This is a genomic window from Geobacter sp. AOG1 (genome assembly GCF_019972315.1).
Taxonomy (GTDB): Bacteria; Desulfobacterota; Desulfuromonadia; order Geobacterales; family Geobacteraceae; genus Geomobilimonas.
This window is the reverse complement of sequence record NZ_BLIZ01000001.1, coordinates 1,184,873-1,202,843: the sequence shown is the minus strand read 5'-3', so window position 1 is coordinate 1,202,843 and position 17,971 is coordinate 1,184,873. Positions and strand designations below refer to the sequence as shown.

The 17,971-nt window shown below is 57.9% G+C and carries 12 protein-coding genes; 2 read left to right on the top strand and 10 right to left on the bottom strand.

Annotation, left to right across the window (positions count from 1 at the left end; genetic code table 11):
- Positions 1 to 167: 167 nt before the first annotated feature.
- The 10 genes from LDN04_RS05505 to larA all read right to left on the bottom strand — a co-directional run bounded on the left by LDN04_RS05505 (position 168) and on the right by larA (position 14,568).
- Positions 168 to 437 carry a hypothetical protein gene (locus LDN04_RS05505; protein ID WP_223907378.1) on the bottom strand — a complete coding sequence of 90 codons (270 nt, stop codon included), beginning with the start codon at positions 435 to 437 and terminating at the stop codon, positions 168 to 170.
- 110 nt (positions 438 to 547) lie between these two features.
- Positions 548 to 1,981 (bottom strand): histidine kinase, encoded by a 1,434-nt coding sequence (locus LDN04_RS05500; protein ID WP_223907374.1) that lies wholly within the window; start codon positions 1,979 to 1,981, stop codon positions 548 to 550.
- Between the two features lie 586 nt (positions 1,982 to 2,567).
- Entirely contained in the window at positions 2,568 to 2,972 is a 405-nt protein-coding gene (gene mce, locus LDN04_RS05495) for a methylmalonyl-CoA epimerase (protein ID WP_223907371.1), read from the bottom strand.
- Between the two features lie 76 nt (positions 2,973 to 3,048).
- Positions 3,049 to 4,701: a methylmalonyl-CoA mutase gene (locus tag LDN04_RS05490; protein WP_223907368.1), complete on the bottom strand. Its 1,653-nt coding sequence runs from the start codon at positions 4,699 to 4,701 to the stop codon at positions 3,049 to 3,051.
- Positions 4,702 to 4,781: 80 nt separating this feature from the next.
- On the bottom strand, positions 4,782 to 7,682 hold the full coding sequence (locus tag LDN04_RS05485; RefSeq protein ID WP_223907366.1) for a biotin carboxylase N-terminal domain-containing protein: 2,901 nt from the start codon (positions 7,680 to 7,682) through the stop codon (positions 4,782 to 4,784).
- Between the two features lie 39 nt (positions 7,683 to 7,721).
- Positions 7,722 to 9,446: an acyl-CoA carboxylase subunit beta gene (locus LDN04_RS05480; RefSeq protein ID WP_223907363.1), complete on the bottom strand. Its 1,725-nt coding sequence runs from the start codon at positions 9,444 to 9,446 to the stop codon at positions 7,722 to 7,724.
- A gap of 176 nt (positions 9,447 to 9,622) precedes the next feature.
- The gene (locus LDN04_RS05475) at positions 9,623 to 10,186 is read right to left on the bottom strand and encodes a helix-turn-helix domain-containing protein (RefSeq protein WP_223907360.1); all 564 of its coding nucleotides are present in this window, start codon (positions 10,184 to 10,186) and stop codon (positions 9,623 to 9,625) included.
- A gap of 238 nt (positions 10,187 to 10,424) precedes the next feature.
- A complete protein-coding gene (locus LDN04_RS05470; RefSeq protein ID WP_223907358.1) occupies positions 10,425 to 11,687 on the bottom strand; it encodes a (Fe-S)-binding protein in 1,263 nt (420 codons plus the stop codon).
- A 102-nt stretch (positions 11,688 to 11,789) separates the two neighbouring features.
- Positions 11,790 to 13,172, bottom strand: a complete 1,383-nt coding sequence (locus LDN04_RS05465; RefSeq protein WP_223907355.1) for an FAD-binding oxidoreductase — start codon at positions 13,170 to 13,172, stop codon at positions 11,790 to 11,792.
- Positions 13,173 to 13,302: 130 nt separating this feature from the next.
- Complete coding sequence (gene larA, locus LDN04_RS05460; protein ID WP_223907352.1) at positions 13,303 to 14,568, bottom strand: nickel-dependent lactate racemase; 1,266 nt, start codon at positions 14,566 to 14,568, stop codon at positions 13,303 to 13,305.
- A 213-nt stretch (positions 14,569 to 14,781) separates the two neighbouring features.
- Here larA and LDN04_RS05455 point away from each other — a divergent pair, with 213 nt between their 5' ends.
- Together LDN04_RS05455 and LDN04_RS05450 are read left to right on the top strand one after the other, a co-directional pair.
- The gene (locus LDN04_RS05455) at positions 14,782 to 16,818 is read left to right on the top strand and encodes a sodium-translocating pyrophosphatase (RefSeq protein ID WP_223907349.1); all 2,037 of its coding nucleotides are present in this window, start codon (positions 14,782 to 14,784) and stop codon (positions 16,816 to 16,818) included.
- Positions 16,819 to 17,007: 189 nt separating this feature from the next.
- A complete protein-coding gene (locus LDN04_RS05450; protein WP_223907346.1) occupies positions 17,008 to 17,883 on the top strand; it encodes a hypothetical protein in 876 nt (291 codons plus the stop codon).
- The last annotated feature ends 88 nt before the right edge of the window (positions 17,884 to 17,971 follow it).

Below are 17,971 nucleotides of genomic sequence, written 5' to 3'. Positions count from 1 at the left end.
CTCAAGGATGGTTTCATGGACGGTGCGATTATGGCAAAGGGGACCCGGCTTGTCAAAGTATTTGCAGGAATTCCGACAGACAGTCACGACCCGGACGGGACTCCGACTGTCCTGACAAAAAAAGGGGGAGAGTCGCCTCTCCCCCTTAAAACCACACCTACCGCAAATTACCTGGTCTGCAGGTCGTCAAGCATTTTTTCCGCTTCTTTCAGCTTGTCCTGAAGCTTCTTCAGCTCGTCAGCGGAATACACTTTGGTGCCCTTCTTGATTTCGGCGTTCAGCTTCTTCATCTTCTTCTGAATGCTGTCAACCTCCGTCATGCAGCTCTTGGAAGCGAGCAGGCACTGGTCCTTCTCTTCCTTCGTCATCTGGGCAAAAGCCGGCACCGTCGCCGACATCATGAATGCTGCCATCACCATAACCGCAACTTTCTTCATGGCTTAACCTCCGTTCGCGGAATTCTTACATATGAAGTAATTAGAGCAGTTTTTTCCGCCCTGTCAATCGTGCAAATGGAGCCGGGGATACCCCGGCTCCATTTCCTTACTTAGAAGGAGTAGTTCACCTGCAGCTTGGTGGTGTAGGGGTTTACCGGCCAGGAGCCACTTGCGGGCTTGAAGTAGTCGCCGAGGACCATGTAGGCAGCCTGGACACTGGTGGTCAGATTGTCGAACAGCTTGTAGCCGACCTCGGTATTGATCTCGGTGCCGAGATAGTCGCCTTTGTGAGTACCGGTGGTATCCCGCGCAACAGCACCAAAGCCCACGTTGCTGTTCACAAAGAACTTGTCGATGGCGAGGTCATAGCCGACGAAACCACCGAGGAGGCCCTGGCCGCTGTTGTTCAGATCCATCACGACAGCCCGGTCGGAGGTCATGTTGAACTTGTTGCGGAGCATGATCTGCATCTCGCTGGGATAGAAGGCATGGGCCGGCGTGTCTGCACTGCGCTCGTCGATGGTCTGGAAGTCATGCCGGGTGCTCCCCGAAGTTGACCTTTCACCGGAGAGGTAGAGGGCATTGGCGCGCAGCGTGCCAGGGCCCAGTTTCGCCTTGGCGCCAACGTTGGCGGCAAGTGAGCTGAGTTTCTGGGCATTGCCAGGGAATGCGGTAGTTCCGAGCTTGCCGGTCTGGTAAAGCACGAAACCGTCGATGGTGACAGGTCCAGCCACCGCTTCGGCGTTCACACCAAACATGTTGATGGCGGTCTTGTCTTGGCTCTGGCGAAGAACGTCACTGTAGAGGAGGTAATAGTCGGCGCCAACCTTGACGGCCTTGGAAATATTTATCTTGGCATTCAGGTTGACCATATCACGGGTCAGGTAACCGGGGGTGGAGTTCTGAATTACGCTGCCGGCTGTGGTTGAAGAGGCAGGCACACCCAAGTAGCTGTTGGTGAAACTGGCCGGTGCGGTCGCTGTCGCGGCAGCGCCGGTACCGGTAGTGGCATCGTCAAACCGGAAGTAAGCGCCACCGAGGGAGCCGAAACTCATCTTCGCCTTGGCAACCAGGCCAGCGCCGTCGTTGTTAAAAATGACCCCTTTATAGCCGTCGTCGAACCCTTGGATACCGAGCTTCACGTTCAGCGGCGTGGAGGGGATGTTGAAGTCCAGATAGATATTCTTTGTTTCCAGGTTAGTCTGGTCAGCGCCGATGGCCCCGCCATTGTTCCGGGTGGTGCCGTTGGAACCATAGGAGTTGTCACCCCAGCGGGAGTCAATCTCGAAGTGGGTCACCAACTTCAGGTCATCGTTCGCCTTGGCGATGTACATGAGGCGCGCCCGCTGCTCGATGTAATTGCTCGTGGGGGAACTAACGGAAGGCGTAAATTTCCCACCGGTGCCATTGTTGAAGTTGTCGATGATCCCCCGGAGCCGGAACAGGCCGTGGAACTCGTTTTCCAGCGCCAGCGCCGGCACCGCCGTTGCGACGGTCAGGGCCGATACTGCTGCGACAGCCAAAAGTCTCTTTTTCATACTCATCTGTTACCTCCTTCGTTGTTGATTAACAATCAAAATTAAAATTCAATCACATGATGCATACTGTTTTTCTCCTTCGGGATATCACCACCTTTCATAGATAAAGTGCCGATCTGCTCGGGTCTGTTTAAATCCCCCTCCAAAAGAAAAGCCCCGCTCCGCTTCCCGACATTACGGGCAGACGAAACAGGGCTCTGGACAATCTTGTCCCACGGGACGCAAGACGCGGGTCTTCCCGTTGTACTTTTGTTTGCATGTGTTCATACGTGTAAGGTCCATTCTTATCCTTGCCCGATGAAGCTGGGTTAATATAACCCCTTGACTGCCGGATGTCAACAGTTGCAAGCAACCCGTGACCCCTGAGTGCGAACATATTCACATTACCGGCAATGCAACATACTCTTTTAACAGGGCTTTTGCACTGTCGGCAACCAGTGTAAACCGTATTTGCACAAACGTTGTTTTAAAATTTATGAAACAATATAGTGACATTCAAACAAAAGTCAAGAAAAAATTTCCCCCCATTGCCCGACGGTGCTCTTGTATTTCCGACAGGACAGATAGTTACCTGCCGGGCGATCTCTCCGAATCAGTGGTCCATCTGACAGAGTTCGGTGAGAACACCGTTACTGCTCTTGGGATGAATAAAGGCAATCCGGGCACCATGGGCACCGCTCCGTGGAACGGTGTCGATCATGCGGGCGCCATCCTTCACGAGCTTTTCGATTGCGGCCTCAATATCCGCCACTTCGTAGGCAACATGGTGGATTCCCGGACCGTTCTTCGCCAGAAACCCGGCAAGGGGACTATCATCAGCCGTCGGTTCCAGAAGCTCGATCTTCGATTCTCCTATCTGGAAAAAGGCAACGCGGACCTTCTGCTCCGCCACCTCCTCGATCCCCTTGAAACCCATGCCAAGACTGTTCCGATAAAAGGGAATCGCCTCATCGAGCGATCGGACCGCCACGCCGACATGATTTATTTTTTCAAGCATTCATTTAACTCCGCCACTATAGATGGTCATTGTGTCATCAGTGTCACGAGGCGATTGATTTTCAGCAACAATCGGCTCAGAGCACCACCGTTTCCTTATGGGTACCGAAGACGTCGCGGAAGACGTTGGCAATTTCGCCCAGGGTGGCATAGGCCTTGACTGCCGTGAGGATGTGCGGCATGAGATTGTCGCTCCCCTTGGCGGCTGATTCGAGATTTTTCAGCGCACTCTGTACCTTGGCCTGATCCCGCTGTGCCTTCATGCCGGCAAGGGATTTTTTCTGGGAAATCTCCACCTCCTCCTTCACTTTCAGCAGACCGGTGGGAGGGGGTTCGGCAACCGTAAACTTGTTGACTCCGACGATTATCAGGTCCTCGGTCTCGATTCCCCGCTGGTAGGCATAGGCGGAATCCTGAATCTCTTTTTGCTGGAAGCCGCGGGAAATTGCCTCCACGGCACCCCCGAGCTTGTCGATCTTCTCGATGTAGTCCATGGCGGCCTTCTCGATCTGATCGGTCAGTGATTCCACGAGGAATGACCCTGCGAGTGGATCGATGGAATCGGCCACACCCGATTCGCAGGCAATGACCTGCTGGGTACGGAGGGCGATCCGGACCGAATCCTCCGTGGGGAGAGCCAGAGCCTCGTCGCGTGAATTGGTATGGAGCGACTGGGTACCACCGAGTACTGCCGCAAGCGCCTGTATGGTGACCCGCATGATGTTGTTGTCCGGCTGCTGGGCGGTGAGGGTACAGCCCGCCGTCTGGGTATGGAAGCGGAGCATCTGGGACTTGGGGTCTTTGGCCTTGAAGCGCTCCTTCATGATGCGGGCCCACATGCGGCGTGCGGCGCGGAACTTGGCCACCTCTTCCAGCAGGTTGTTGTGGGCGTTGAAGAAGAATGCGAGGCGAGGGGCGAACTCGTCCACGTCCAGACCAGCCTTTATGGCCGCCTCCACGTAGGCGATACCGTCGGCAAGCGTGAACGCCACTTCCTGCACCGCACTGGAGCCGGCCTCACGGATGTGGTAGCCGGAGATGGAGATGGTGTTCCACTTGGGCACATGGTCCTTGCAGTAGGCAAAGATGTCGGTGATGATCCGCATCGACTCTTTGGGGGGGTAGATATAGGTGCCCCGGGCCATGTACTCCTTGAGAATGTCGTTCTGGATGGTTCCGGAGATCTTGTCCGCCGAGACCCCTTGCTTTTCCGCCACCGCTATGTACATGGCGAGCAGGATGGCCGCCGTCGAGTTGATGGTCATGGAGGTGGATACCTTGTCAAGGGGAATACCATCAAAAAGGATTTCCATGTCCGCCAGGGAGTCGATGGCAACCCCCACCTTCCCGACTTCCCCCAGGCTCATTGAGGCATCGGAGTCATAGCCCATCTGTGTGGGGAGGTCAAATGCCACCGACAGGCCGGTCTGACCCGCGGAAAGAAGGTACTTGTACCGCTCGTTGGATTCCTTCGCCGTGCCGAACCCGGCGTACTGGCGCATGGTCCAGAAGCGGCCACGGTACATGGTCGGCTGCACACCCCGGGTAAAGGGATACTGGCCGGGGAAACCAAGCTGCTCTTCGTATACGGGCAGATCGAAATCCGGCGTAAAGCAGCGTTCCATTTCAATATTGGATGTTGTGTAAAACCTCTTTTTCCGTTCCGGGGACTTGGCCAGTCCCTTCTCTGCCCGTTCCTGCCACGACTGCTTGCTCTCCTGGATGCTCATGATTTCACTCTCCATATGCAGATGTAGGGGCGACCAGCCGGTCGCCCCTACGGATTATCGCTTCATTTCCGCGCTGACGGCTAGAGCACCGCCTTGAGATACTCCATGGTCCGCTCCCGCTTGGCCTTTTCGACCACCTTGGGATCCACCTCGACGAACTTCTCGTCGGGGGTGATCTTGAAGAGCGGTTGCCCCTTGTGCACGATTGTGCCGTCTCCCCCCTCCATCAGGATCTTGTCGATGGTGCCGGAGAAGGGGGCCCGAATGGTGTTGAACATCTTCATGACTTCGATGATGTAAAGGGGCTGGTCCTTTTCGAAGTGCATCCCTTCGGTGATAAAGGGGGGCAGACCCGGCGCTTCCTGGCCATAGTACATGCCGCCACAGACCGCAACGATTTCGTCGGCCTTGGTGGCCGGCGGTGGGACCAGTATCTTTTTCATCCGGGCCTGGAGGTCGAGGTCGGTGAGGTAATCGGGGATAACCACTTCCAGGTCATCCTGAACGCACATATCCCAGAACTTGGTGTTGCCACCGATCAGGAACAGCATGCCCAGCAGTTCCAGGCCGCACTCGTAACCATAATGGGCCGAGCGAATCCGGTCCCACGTCTCGGCATCAAAACCCCCTTGCGGCTTCTCCTTGTTCAGCAGATCGTTGAGTTTAAAATACTCATCCCGCTCGAAACCGAATTTTTCCCGCAGGGTACGGTAGAAATGCAGCGACTGCTGGAGCAGCTCGTTGTCGTGATCCCAGATGATTTCCGCCGCCGGCTTGTGTGGCCGATAGCTCATGTGGAGGTATTCGTAGGTCTCGTTCAGCACCCCAAGCGGGTTACGCAGCCAGACCACTTTCCCCTTGTCGACACGGAAATTCTTGGTGTTCATGGAGAGCCAGCCGGAGAGCAGGTGGGGATCAGTCAGCAGGCGTTCCATGGGTCGGGTGAGCAGGGTCCCCTTGCGATCCAGTATGGCTGAGATATTTTTCAGTTCCTTGGCGCACATGTCCGGCTGGTCGGCATACTGCTCAGCAACCAGTTTGGCGTAGTGCTTTTTCATCTGGATGAAGGCATAGACCACATCCAGTTTGTTTGCCTCTTCTTTCAGGGTTCCCACCAGGGTCAGGTAGGGAACCACGAAGCGAGTGGTGGGCTTGGCGTTGACGTTGCGCCCCAGGAACCAGTTGACAAGGCCATAGTGGAACTCCAGATTGGTGGCCAGGGAACTCCCCCGCAGGGTCGTGCTGCGCAGAACCTCGGAAAGACGCTCGTAGCTGCGCAGGCGGTCCTCCCCCTTGGTAAGCAGCAGGGCGATGTTGGAGTCATAGGCACCGGCCACCTTGTACTTCATGAACAGGCCGGTGTCGGGATTCAGCATGCTGATTCCCTGGTCGTCCCGCACCTCACCCTTGATCGGCTTTGACCAGTAACGGATCATGCCACCGGCATGGGGAGACAGGGAGGCGTCGGTAGCGTTCAGACGGGCCTCGACAGAAGCATTGAAACGGACCACCCGTTCCGGCTTGGGCAGCCGCTTCTTGTGGCGAGCCAGAAGTGCCATGGCTTCGACCAATGACTCGACGATGAAGAAATCGTTCTTGTCCTTGGGATTGGTGAATTTGAGGGAATAGCAAAGTTCGGTCACCCGGTGCTCCACCTGGATACGGGTATTGACCTCCATGAAGTAGTGTCGGTCCCGGTCCACGATGCACTCGAAGGTGGAGGCGGAATCCAGCCCGACCGCTTCCCCGAACCGTGCCGATTCCTCTTCCATCCGCTTGAGGACCTTCAGGTCGCTTTCGAGGGCCTTGACCTCTTCCTTCCTGCCGGCAGCCTTGGCTCTTTCGATGGCGGCCATCAGCCCTTCCTGGGTGACGGAGACCTCCAGCAGCTTCTGCTCGTGCATCTGCAGGGAGCAGTCGCGCCCCCCCAGCGAAACGCACCACTCACCGTTCCCCAGGAGCTGGATCTCATTGTGGCGGGTCTGTTCGATGTTCAGCTCGATCAGAACGTTTTTGTTGTCGCCAACTCCGTTAGCTTTCACTTCGTTAAGGACTTCTCGCACAAGGGTCGGGGCTTCGGCGGCGGCCTTGGCAATCAGTTTCTCGTCGGCATTCTTGGCAGCCAGAAGCGATGCCCCCAGAATACGCTGTCCCTTGCCTCCCCCGCCACCGATGGCCTTCAGCCGGAAACGGCTTTTGGGGTGTTTGCGAAACAGCTCGGCCACTTCGATCTGCACCTGGGCGGAGAGCTCCTCGATACTGTAGAGATCGATCCCTTTGGCGTAGGAGGCCATCAGGATATGATCGGCCAGGGTCTCCAGGGGAAGTTTGGTATCCTTCAGTACCTTACTGTCACAGGACAGCTCTTCGGCCTTGACCAGCGCCAGCAGTTGCTCCCGTGTCGGGTGCTTTCTCAGCAGAGTGCGGGCCGTGACGTTATCCACACCCGGGGTGACGCTGACATTCACCGACAGGGCGGTCCGCTTGGCCTCGTCCTTTTTGCCGGCCCGGGCCTGGGTAGCGGCACAGGGGCCAATGAAGGAGAGTCCGGCCGCTTCGATAGCCGCCACGAACTCCTCATCCTCGGCCATGAAGCCGTAACCGGCAAAAATGGAGTCATAGCCGTTATCCTTGGCGATCTGGATGATCTGGTTGATCCGCTCCACCCGCTCTTCCTTGCTGGCGCCGGTATAGTCGGGCACCCGGTGGACGCGGCGGGAGTCGGTCAACTGGCGCAGTTCGGGGGCCAGGGCGTTGGGGTAGACAATGGAGTCCTTTTCGGAAAGGAGAATCCCGAAATGGGAAATCCCCATTTCGTGATAGACGTCCATCGCCTCCTTGCGGATAGGTCCGCGGCAAACGATCAGCGGCTTCAGGTCTTCACAGGAGAAGGAACGCACCCACTCGGAAGTGGATTTGGCAAGGCGGCGCTCCCGGTGGATCAGCGGGTTGTGCAAGTAGTAATCGGCGGCTTGTGGCATGAGTAGGTATCTCCAATTCGTCGAATTAGTAATAGATAATTAGTGGAACTCGCGCTGGATTGCCTGCATCGGCCCCGGCTTGTAGTGCCTGAGCAGGAAATTCATGTTTTCACCCAGGACCTTGCGCAGGTCGGTGGGCATGACCAGCGACGAAATGGAGCCCAGCGCCAGACCTTCCTTCGGATTCATAAGCTCTTTTTCATAGCGCAGATTCAATGCAGCCTCTTCGATCTTCAGCCACTCTGCGACATCCTTTTCGGCATCTTTTCTCGCCTCGCCGGGATCCATCCCTGCCGCCACCCGCTCCTGGGTCCCCTGCTTGACCCGTTCGGTGGCCGCGCCACGGACCTTGCGCAACTCGTCCTTGTACACAAATTCCTTGCCGGCCGGTCCCATGACCGCCAGACGGGTGGTGGGAAGGGCCAGAACCAGATCTGCGCCGGTCGGATAGTTGTTGTAGGAGGCATAGGCCCCGCCGTAAGCATTCCGGATAATCAGCAGGATGCGGGGGGTACGGATATCGACGATGGAGTCCAGCATGGCCCGGCCGGCCTGGACGATGCCGCGACACTCCTGTTCGCGTCCCGGCAGGAAGCCGGTGGTATCTTCCATGAAGATGATCGGAATATTGTAGATGTTGCAGAACCGGTTGAAGCGGGCGATCTTGTAGGCGGAATCCACCGATATCTGGCCGGAAGAAACCGCACTGTTGTTGGCCACAAAACCGACCACGTTGCCACCCAGGCGGCCAAAAGCGGTCACCGCTTCACGGGCGCGATCGGGCTGGAGTTCAAAATAGTCGCCATGATCGCAGATCTGCTGGATCATGATCGATACGTCAAAGGGTGTATTGAAGCCGGTCGGCGAGTTGAATGCCTTCTTCAGCAGGGTATTGATTTCCCAGGTTTTGCGGTCCAGGGGATCGCTGGTCTTCTGGAAGGGGGCCATGACACCGTTGTTGTCGGGGATGTAATTCAGGAGCTGAATAGCGGCGCGCAGGGCACCCACCTCGTCTTCCACCGTCAAGTCCGCAACCCCGGAGGCACCATGGACCTTGGGACCACCCAGATCTTCAGGGGTAACGTCCTCTCCCAGAACCGACTTGACCACGCCGGGTCCTGTCAGGCCGAAAAAGGTGTCGTTTGGCTGGATGACGAAGCTCCCCTGGCGGGGGAGATAGGAGCCACCCCCCGCATTGAAACCGAACATGCACATGATGGAAGGAACTACGCCGCTGATCTTGCGCAGCGCCGTAAATGCCTCGGCATAGCCGTCAAGACCACCCACCCCTGCCGGCACGAAGGCACCGGCCGAGTCGTTCATTCCAATGACCGGGATCCCTTTTTGGCCAGCCATCTGAAAGAGCAGTGCCAGCTTGCGGCCGTTGGTGGCGTCAATGGAGCCGGCTCGCACCGTAAAGTCGTGACCGTAGAGGGCCACGTCACGGCCGTTGATGGTGAGGATGCCGGTGACCAGCGAGGCACCATCCAGATTCTTGCCCCAGTTCTGGAAGAGGATGTTGGGCTCTTTCTCGGTGAGCACCCGAATCCGTTCCCAGACAGTCATCCGCTTCTTGAAATGCTGCTTTTCGATCTGGGCAATGCTGACTGACTTGATCGGACGCTCGATCAGGTCATGCCCTTCCTTCATTGCCTCCTCGTAACCACCCTTCTTGCCCGGAATTTCACCCGGGATGGTGAAATCAACGACTTTCTCGGGCGCAAAGGGGTTCTTCAATGATGGTTGTATCGCTTTTTTAGACATCTCAGCCATCCTTCCGGTACGTGGGATAAATAAACTCCAAAAATATGGATCAGTTCAAAGGTCTAAGTGGTGACGACAATCCGTAGCTTCTCGCAGGGGGGGCAATCCTGAGGCTGTGGCATGGGTTCTCAACATGGAAATGTCGAACGTCGAAACTTCGAATTTGTGTACGTGTACTATCGCGTAACAACCGCCAGCACCTGCACCTCCGAGCCATCCCTGGAAAGGAGGCGGTGCTTCATGGATGAGTCGAAATAGACGCAGTCCCCTTCCTCCAGCGCTATCCGTTCGTCGTCAAGCAGCAGTTCGGCTATCCCCTTCATGATAAAGAGGAACTCCTCGCCATCATGGCTGTAGGTATTTTCCTCGGCAGTCTTTTCCGTCACGGTGAGGAGAAACGGTTCCATCTTCTTGTTCTGCTTGCGAAACGAAAGCGATTCGTAGGAGTACCCCTGGCTAGTCCCGGCGCGGGAAATCACCCGGGGGATGACTTTTCGCTCACCCCTGCGCACCACCTCGTAGCGGCACTCTTCCTCGTCCTCGTTGAAAAACAGCCCGATCTTGACGTCAAAAAACTTGGCGATCTTTGACAGGGTGGCTATGGGAGGGGAGACGTTATTGTTCTCGATTTGCGAGATCAGGGCCGGCGAAAAACCGGTTTCCCTGGCCACTGCCTGGAGGGTCATTTTCTTTGCCAGCCGAAGTTTCTTGATCTTGGCGCCGATGTTGTAATCGGTCATTTAGGCTCCACGTATAAACGATAAAATAAAACTAGTTTCTATTTTACCCGGCAATAGATAAACTATTTTAACTTCTAATGTCAATAAAAATTTTTTATCGAACATAAATTCCGCAGAGCAAAACAACCTGTATTTACGGGATATTTTTGCTTCATTTAGCGGCTTTTGCGCCCATGCAGGCGGGGGGTGATGCGGAAAACAAAACAGCTTGTCAAATTACGCACGGTGAACCGCAGAGCTAGTGGAGCTTGCGCGCAAGTATTTCCAGGGTATGCATCACCTTGGTTCGTGCGCCGGCCTGCTTGAGACCGTCGGACAACTGCATCATGCAGCCGGGACAGCCGGTCACCACCGCCTCGGCGCCCGTCTTAAGTATGGCTTCGCTCTTGCCGGCATTGATTTTGAGGGACGTATCGTAGTGGTAGACATTGAAAGTTCCCCCAAGGCCACAGCACTTGTCGGCCCCCTCCATCTCAGTCAGTTCCACCCCTGGCGCCCCCTGGAGGAGCTCCCGCGGTTGTCGGGTGATTCCCCGGGTGCGCAGGTGGCACGGGTCGTGGTAGGTTATGGTGAGCTTTTCACCGGCGCCGGTCTCCGCCGGGTGCAGGCCGAGCTGCTGCAGGAGTTGGGCAGCATCGACAGTCTTCTCGGCAATGGCCTTGAGTCGCGCCATAAGCTCAGGGTTCCTCTTCCCCACCACAAGCGGATAGAACTTGTGGAGCGCCCCACCACAGGTGGCGCAGGCGGTCATGATGTAGTCGGCCTCGTATTTTTCCAGGGCCGCCAGGTTCTTCTCCGCCAGCTCCCGCACCGTCGCCAAATCCCCTCCCGACATCCCCGGCAGGCCACAGCATTGCTGATCCTTCGGAATGATGACCGTGCACCCCAGGTGCCGGAAGAGGGCCAGGGCCGCCTCCCCCACCTCGGTGTAGACAAAGTTGGTCATGCAGCCGACAAAAAAGACGATGCGCGGCTTCCCCGGCTCTCCCGGAATCACCTCGGGATGCCGGTTGAGAAACGGCTTCTTCGCCAGCTGGGGAATATGGCGTTTCCCCCCCACGAAGGGGAGGGGAAAGCGAAGCCTGAGTCCCGACGTGGCCGGAACCTTGCGAAAGAAGAGGGGACCCAGGATGGCAGCCGCAAAGGCACCGAAGTTCATCAGCTTGCGGTTCCGTATGACCCGACCGACCGCCTTGTGGAAGGTGGTCAGCCCCCGCCTTTGCGCCAGCGCCTCCCGCGCCGCGATGACGATCTCATCGGTCGGCACCTCGTTGGGACACTTCTCCACGCAGCTGCCGCAGAGGAGGCACTTGGACATGGCCAGATAGGTCTGGTCGTCCAGGGTGATGTCCTGCTTCATCAGGTGCTGGGCTAGGGCCACCTTCCCCCGGGCCGCCGCCGGCTCCCGCTGCCAGGCGGCGAACGCCGGGCAGTGAGCCCGGCAGGCCCCGCACTTTACGCACTTCTTCAGTTCTTTTTCGACATGTTTCAACGGATCCAAAATCTGTACCTTTCGCTTACCAACCTATATAGGACCTATGGGACAGATGAGACATTGGGACACAGTTTTCAATATGTCCTATTCGTCCCCTGCGTCCCAATTTTAACCAACAGGAAACATCTTGCCCGGATTGAGAATATTATTGGGATCGAGCGCCTTCTTGATCGCCTGCATGGTTGCGATCTGGGTCGGCGACAGTTCCAGCGGGATGAACGGCTGCTTGGAAAGGCCAACGCCGTGCTCACCCGACATGGTCCCCCCCAGATCGAGGGCTGCCCTGAAGACCTCGGCGATCGCCTCGTGGGCCTTCTCCTCCATCCCCGGCACCGCCTTGTCGATCATGATGTTGACGTGGATGTTGCCGTCCCCCGCATGACCAAAATTGACAATGGGGATGTCGTATTTCTTCTGGATCTGCTCGATGCGCCTGATGACGTCGGGGACTTTGCTCCGGGGAACGACGATATCCTCATTGTACTTGTCCGGGTTCACGTCGCGCAGGGACGGGGAAACGAGCCGTCGCACCTTCCAGAGCGCCTCGGACTCGGCGGCATCCTTCGCCACCTTGAACTCCACGAGCCCCAGGGGTTTGATCACCTCGTGGATCTTTGCCGCCTGTTTTTCGATCAGTTCCCGGTCGCCGTCCACCTCGATGAGGAGTACCGCCCGCGCCTCAACCGGCAATCCCAGGTTGAACCGCCGGTCGACGCACTGGAGTGTGGCATAGTCCATGAATTCCAGGGTCGTGGGAATGATCTTGTTCCCGATGATGGTGGAAACCGCCCGGGCCGCACCGTCGATGGAGTCGAAGGTGGTAAGCATGGTCTTCTTTGCCTCCGGATAGGGGAGGAGTTTGAAGATGATCTTGGTGACCACCCCCAGGGTCCCCTCGGAGCCGACGAGGAGGCGGGTGAGATCGTACCCCACGACCCCCTTGTAGGTTTCGCCGCCGGTCCGGATGATCTCTCCCGTGGGAAGGACCACCTCCAGCCCCATGACGAAATCGCGGGTGACGCCGTATTTGACGGCCCGGGGGCCGCCGGCGTTCTCGGACACGTTCCCTCCCAGGGTGGAGAATTTGAGGGAAGCTGGATCGGGGGGATAGAAGAGGCCGAGCTTCTCCACTTCCAACTGGAAATGCTCTGTCACCACTCCCGGCTCCACCTCCGCCAGAAGGTTCTCCTGGTCGATGCGGAGGATGCGATTGAGGCGGGTGGTGACGAGGGAGATCCCTCCCCCCTTGGCCAGACTGCCGCCGGAAAACCCGCTCCCCGCACCCCGGGGGAAGACCGGAATAGATTCCCCGTTGGCAAGCATGAGGACCCGGGAGATTTCCTCAGTGTTCCCCGGATAGACCACCACATCGGGGAGAAACTCCATCTGGGTGGCGTCGTAGGAGTAGCAGAGGAGATCCTGGGTTTCGGTGGCCACATTCTCCGCACCGACGATTTCTTTCAGGGCATCGATTATTCGTGATTCGAGCATGGAATTTTCCTTTTAGGCAATGGGCAATGGGCAATGGGCAATGGGCAATGGGCAATGGGCAATGGGCAATGGGCAATAGGCAATAGGCAATAGGCAACGGAGAATTCCCCCTAGCCTATTGCCTCTCGCCTCAAGCCCGATTTATAACCGGCAGCACCGTCCCGCCTTGCGGAATGACATACGCCGTATAGTCCTGCGGCAACATCGTCTCCGCCTTGACAAGCGCTTCGTCCAGCGACGCCGCGGGGGTCATCCCCATGGACCGCACCTCTTCGGGAGGAAGGCCGGAAACGAGAATGACCCGGTAACGTTGTGCCTTGTACAGGGTAGAATAGGCGGTCTGGCCGTTGATCTCGTAGTGGCGCCGAAGCGCCGCCTCGAAATCCGGCAGTTCCTTGTAGCGGAACCAGTCGAAAAAGGTGCCGTTGCCGTATCCGTCCCGGCATTCGGCCAGGAGAACGAGAACGCCCCCCTCCCGCAGCGCCTGGCACCCGTACTCCATGGACTTGTGGGCCTGGATGAAATTGATATCCTTGGGAAACCCGCCGCAGGAGACCACCACCAGGTCCGCCGGTACGGCGAGACGGCAGGTGAAATGCTCGGCATAGTAGCGGCAGCCGGCAGCAAAGGCGTCACGCCAGTCGCCGGCAAAGGCGGCTACAATTCGCTTGTCGGGGGAAAGCACCGTGTTGAGGATGAAGGCAGGCCGCACCATGGCGCACGCCTCGTCCATCGCCTGATGGACCGGGTTCCCCTCCAGGTTGCCGGTTGTCGCCCGGGGGTTCTTGCCGCTCCCCTCTCCCGGATTGAGGACGGCAAAGTGACTGGCCATGCATGCCTGCCTGCTTGCCACGCCGGGCAAAATGGCCTTCCGGCCGCCGCCGAAGCCGGCGAAATAATGAAACCCGATGGTGCCGGTCAGGATCACCCGATCCGCCTCGGCGATGCGCCGGTTGACCTCGACCCCTACCCCGTTGACGGTCTTCCCGAGGTAGACCAGCTTCCCCGGATCGTCGCAGTCATGGTCTGTGACACGGATTCTGCCGTAGAGAGTACCCACTATTTTTTTATGTTCGGCGTCGGTCTGCTTCCGGTGGATACCGAGGGCGATAACGATCTCGATGTCGCTCTCCTTGATGCCCACCCGGTTTAGACGTTCAACAAGGAGCGGCAGGTAGACCTCGCTCCCCGTATGGCGGGTAATGTCCGATGTGACGATCACCACTCGCTCGCCCCGCTGGAACAGTGCCAGATACTCTTCGCAGGCATCAAGCGCGGCAGTCACCAACTGTTCCGGCTCCGCAGCAGGCTCAGGCACCTCCGCGCGTATGATCCCTGCCAGTCGCCCGCCGGACAGACCACATGCAAAGGACATATCTCCATATTTCAATAGCATGATGTGCCCATAATACCCCTTGGACGACAAGAGCGCAAGATGTAAGACGTCATCCGCTCCCGCACGGGATGTTGTTTCGCGGGGCATTTTTCTTCGACAGAATCACCACTTTAGTATTGACAATCATCCGCTTTTCCTCGTAGAATTCTGCGTTTTTCCCATTCGTTACCACGCCTTTCCAGAGGCACAACTATACAGAGGAGGATGTTTTCAATGGAACAGTATGCAGTGCTCTTTGCCCTGGTCTGTGCCGTGGCAGCCGTCGCCTACGGACTGATCTCGGCCCAGTGGATCCTGGGGCTTCCCCAGGGAAATGAGCGGATGAAACAGATCGCCGCGGCGATCCAGGAAGGTGCCGGCGCCTACATGAAACGCCAGTACACGATCATCGCCGTGGTTGGTGCCATCATGTTCGTGGCACTTTTTGCCACTCTCGGCTACAAGACCGCCATCGGCTTCGCCATCGGCGCCATCTTTTCCGGTCTGACCGGCTTCATCGGCATGTTCGTTTCGGTCCGGGCTAACGTACGGACCACCGAAGCAGCAAAATCGGGTATCGTCAAGGCCCTGAACGTCGCATTTAAGGGTGGGGCCATCACCGGCATGCTGGTAGTAGGCCTTGGCCTTCTCGGCGTTGCCGGTTACTACCTGATCCTGCAGAAGCTCATGCCGGGCGCTCCCGTCAAGGATATCGTCAGCCAGCTGGTCGGTCTCGGCTTCGGCGGCTCGCTCATCTCCATCTTCGCCCGTCTCGGCGGGGGCATCTTTACCAAGGGGGCTGACGTCGGTGCCGACCTGGTTGGAAAAGTCGAAGCGGGCATTCCCGAGGACGACCCGCGCAACCCGGCAGTCATCGCCGACAACGTGGGTGACAACGTGGGTGACTGTGCCGGCATGGCAGCCGACCTGTTCGAAACCTACGCGGTGACCCTGATCGCCTCCATGCTTTTGGGGGCCATAACCTTCAACAACTTCGCCGGCGCCGTCAGCTACCCGCTGATCCTCGGCGGTATCTCCATCATCGCCTCCATCATCGGCACCTTCTTCGTCAAGCTCGGCGCCAGTCAGAAGATCATGCCGGCACTCTACAAGGGGCTGATCGCCTCTGCCGTCATCGCCTGCATCGCCTTCTACTTCGTTACCGTTATCATGTTCCCTGCCGGCAATCCCACCGGTTACTCCGCCACCAATATCTTCATCTCGGCCATCGTCGGCCTGGTGGTGACCGGTGCCATTTTCTGGATTACCGAATACTACACCGCCACCGAGTACGGGCCGGTCAGGCACATCGCCGAAGCATCCACCACCGGTCACGGCACCAACGTCATCGCCGGTCTCGGCATCTCGATGAAGTCCACTGCCCTACCGGTGATCGTCATCGCCGCCGGCATCATCATTTCCTTCAACGCAGCCGGTGTCTACGGCATTGCCATCGCCGCCGTCTCCATGCTCTCCCTTACCGGCATCGTCGTCGCCATGGACGCCTATGGGCCGATCACCGATAACGCCGGGGGTATCGCCGAGATGGCCGAACTGGACGACTCGGTCCGCGCCGTCACCGACCCGCTCGATGCCGTCGGCAACACCACCAAGGCAGTCACCAAGGGATACGCCATCGGTTCCGCCGGTCTGGCTGCGGTCATTCTCTTCACTTCATATGTGCAGGAACTGACCATCGCCAACAAGACCTTCGACCTGTCCGACCCCTACATCATCGTCGGCCTGTTCATCGGCGGCATGCTCCCCTACTACTTTGCGGCCCTCTGCATGGAAGCGGTCGGCAAGGCGGGTGGAGCGGTAGTCGTCGAGGTGCGGCGCCAGTTCCGCGAGATCAAGGGAATCATGGAAGGAACCGGCAAGCCGGACTACGCGTCCTGCGTCGACATCGTCACCAAGACCGCTCTGAAGGAGATGGTCATCCCCGGACTCATCCCCATCGCCGCACCGGTCATCGTCGGCTTCACCCTCGGCCCCAAGGCCCTGGGGGGCGTCATCGTCGGCACTATCGTCACCGGCATCTTCGTCGCCATCTCCATGACCACCGGGGGCGGCGCCTGGGATAACGCCAAGAAGTACATCGAAGACGGCCACTTTGGGGGCAAGGGGGGTGATGCCCACAAGGCCGCCGTCACCGGCGACACCGTCGGCGACCCCTACAAGGACACTGCCGGCCCGGCCGTCAACCCGATGATCAAGATCATCAACATCGTGTCCCTGCTCATCGTTCCCCTTCTCAATCGCATGGGGTAGCACGGACGGTATTGACTCAAAAGAGTGGCGGCTTCCGGGCCGCCACTCTTTTTTCGATCTGCTGCTTTCGCCGCGCTATGCAACTCACAAAATCTGTGGCAATCATCCCGAAAACCTGCTAAATGTTAACATTGGTTAAGTTTCCAACTAAAGGACCGCCCTTCGCTTGTCCTTTCCCCGGAGGTACTCTTGTCTGGCATTCACAACATTCAGCGGGCAGTCATCGCCCTGCTCTTCCTCCTGACTTGTCTTGCTGGTCCGTTATCGCCAGTGGCACGAGCACAGGGGGATCAGTTCCTCGTCAGTGCCTTTACCCCTCCCTTCCCCATCAAGAGTATCGACGTCGAACCTTTCAACCGGAATGACTGTCTGGTGAAAATAGTCACGCAGCAAATCATCAAGGGTGGGATGCTCGATGACTATTCCAGCACCCTCCTCTTCCGGGGAATCAGCATCTACGGCGCCACCTTTTACGGCCCTTTCGATGGCAACCGCTCGACGGTAGATGCCACCATTACCATGACCCGGAAAGTCGCAGGCAATGCGGACGCCGTGGACATATCCACCAGCGCAGTGAAAACCATCGTGGGGGACAGGCCAGTCCCGCCCCTCTTCGTCAACGAAAAAGAGCTGATCATCCCCGTGGAAGGGGACTTTGGCCGAAAGTGGCAGCGACTGACCATCATGCCGGATCGGGAGCCTGTCCACGGAGAGTCGAAAGCCGGCCGCTACCCCGGCGCACGACTGCGGCAGGCGGAAACGCCTGCGGAGGGGCAGGGGGATCGGAAACGGCTGGTTTACGCAGCCCGGGCACCCCTTGCCGACGTTCGCGATTACTATGTGAAAACCCTCAAGGAACTCCACCCCATCGTCACCACCGCCGGCAACCCTGCAGACCCTCCCACACCAACCGGCTTGTTCGGCATCAGGACCCTCGCCCGCCAAATTACGGTAGCTGGCTACACCTACAGCAACCGGGTGATGTACTATACGGAAGTGACCCTGAAGCAGGGGGGGGGCCCGAATCTGTCCGACTATGTGGAAATCGAGGTCCTGGAAAACTGACGAATAGCTGTCGACAGGAGGGGTCGGGGGCTCTCGTAAAAGGTGAGGCTTGACTCTTTTGGAAGGGAGAGTGCCCGACCCCTCCTGA

Coding starts and splice junctions, on each gene's coding strand:
- LDN04_RS05465 (WP_223907355.1), bottom strand. CDS start 13,172: ATGCTCGAATCACGAATAATCGATGCCCTGAAAGAAATCGTCGGTGCG.
- LDN04_RS05490 (WP_223907368.1), bottom strand. CDS start 4,701: ATGAGCATCCAGGAGAGCAAGCAGTCGTGGCAGGAACGGGCAGAGAAG.
- LDN04_RS05485 (WP_223907366.1), bottom strand. CDS start 7,682: ATGCCACAAGCCGCCGATTACTACTTGCACAACCCGCTGATCCACCGG.
- larA (WP_223907352.1), bottom strand. CDS start 14,568: ATGCTATTGAAATATGGAGATATGTCCTTTGCATGTGGTCTGTCCGGC.
- LDN04_RS05455 (WP_223907349.1), top strand. CDS start 14,782: ATGGAACAGTATGCAGTGCTCTTTGCCCTGGTCTGTGCCGTGGCAGCC.
- mce (WP_223907371.1), bottom strand. CDS start 2,972: ATGCTTGAAAAAATAAATCATGTCGGCGTGGCGGTCCGATCGCTCGAT.
- LDN04_RS05480 (WP_223907363.1), bottom strand. CDS start 9,446: ATGTCTAAAAAAGCGATACAACCATCATTGAAGAACCCCTTTGCGCCC.
- LDN04_RS05505 (WP_223907378.1), bottom strand. CDS start 437: ATGAAGAAAGTTGCGGTTATGGTGATGGCAGCATTCATGATGTCGGCG.
- LDN04_RS05500 (WP_223907374.1), bottom strand. CDS start 1,981: ATGAGTATGAAAAAGAGACTTTTGGCTGTCGCAGCAGTATCGGCCCTG.
- LDN04_RS05475 (WP_223907360.1), bottom strand. CDS start 10,186: ATGACCGATTACAACATCGGCGCCAAGATCAAGAAACTTCGGCTGGCA.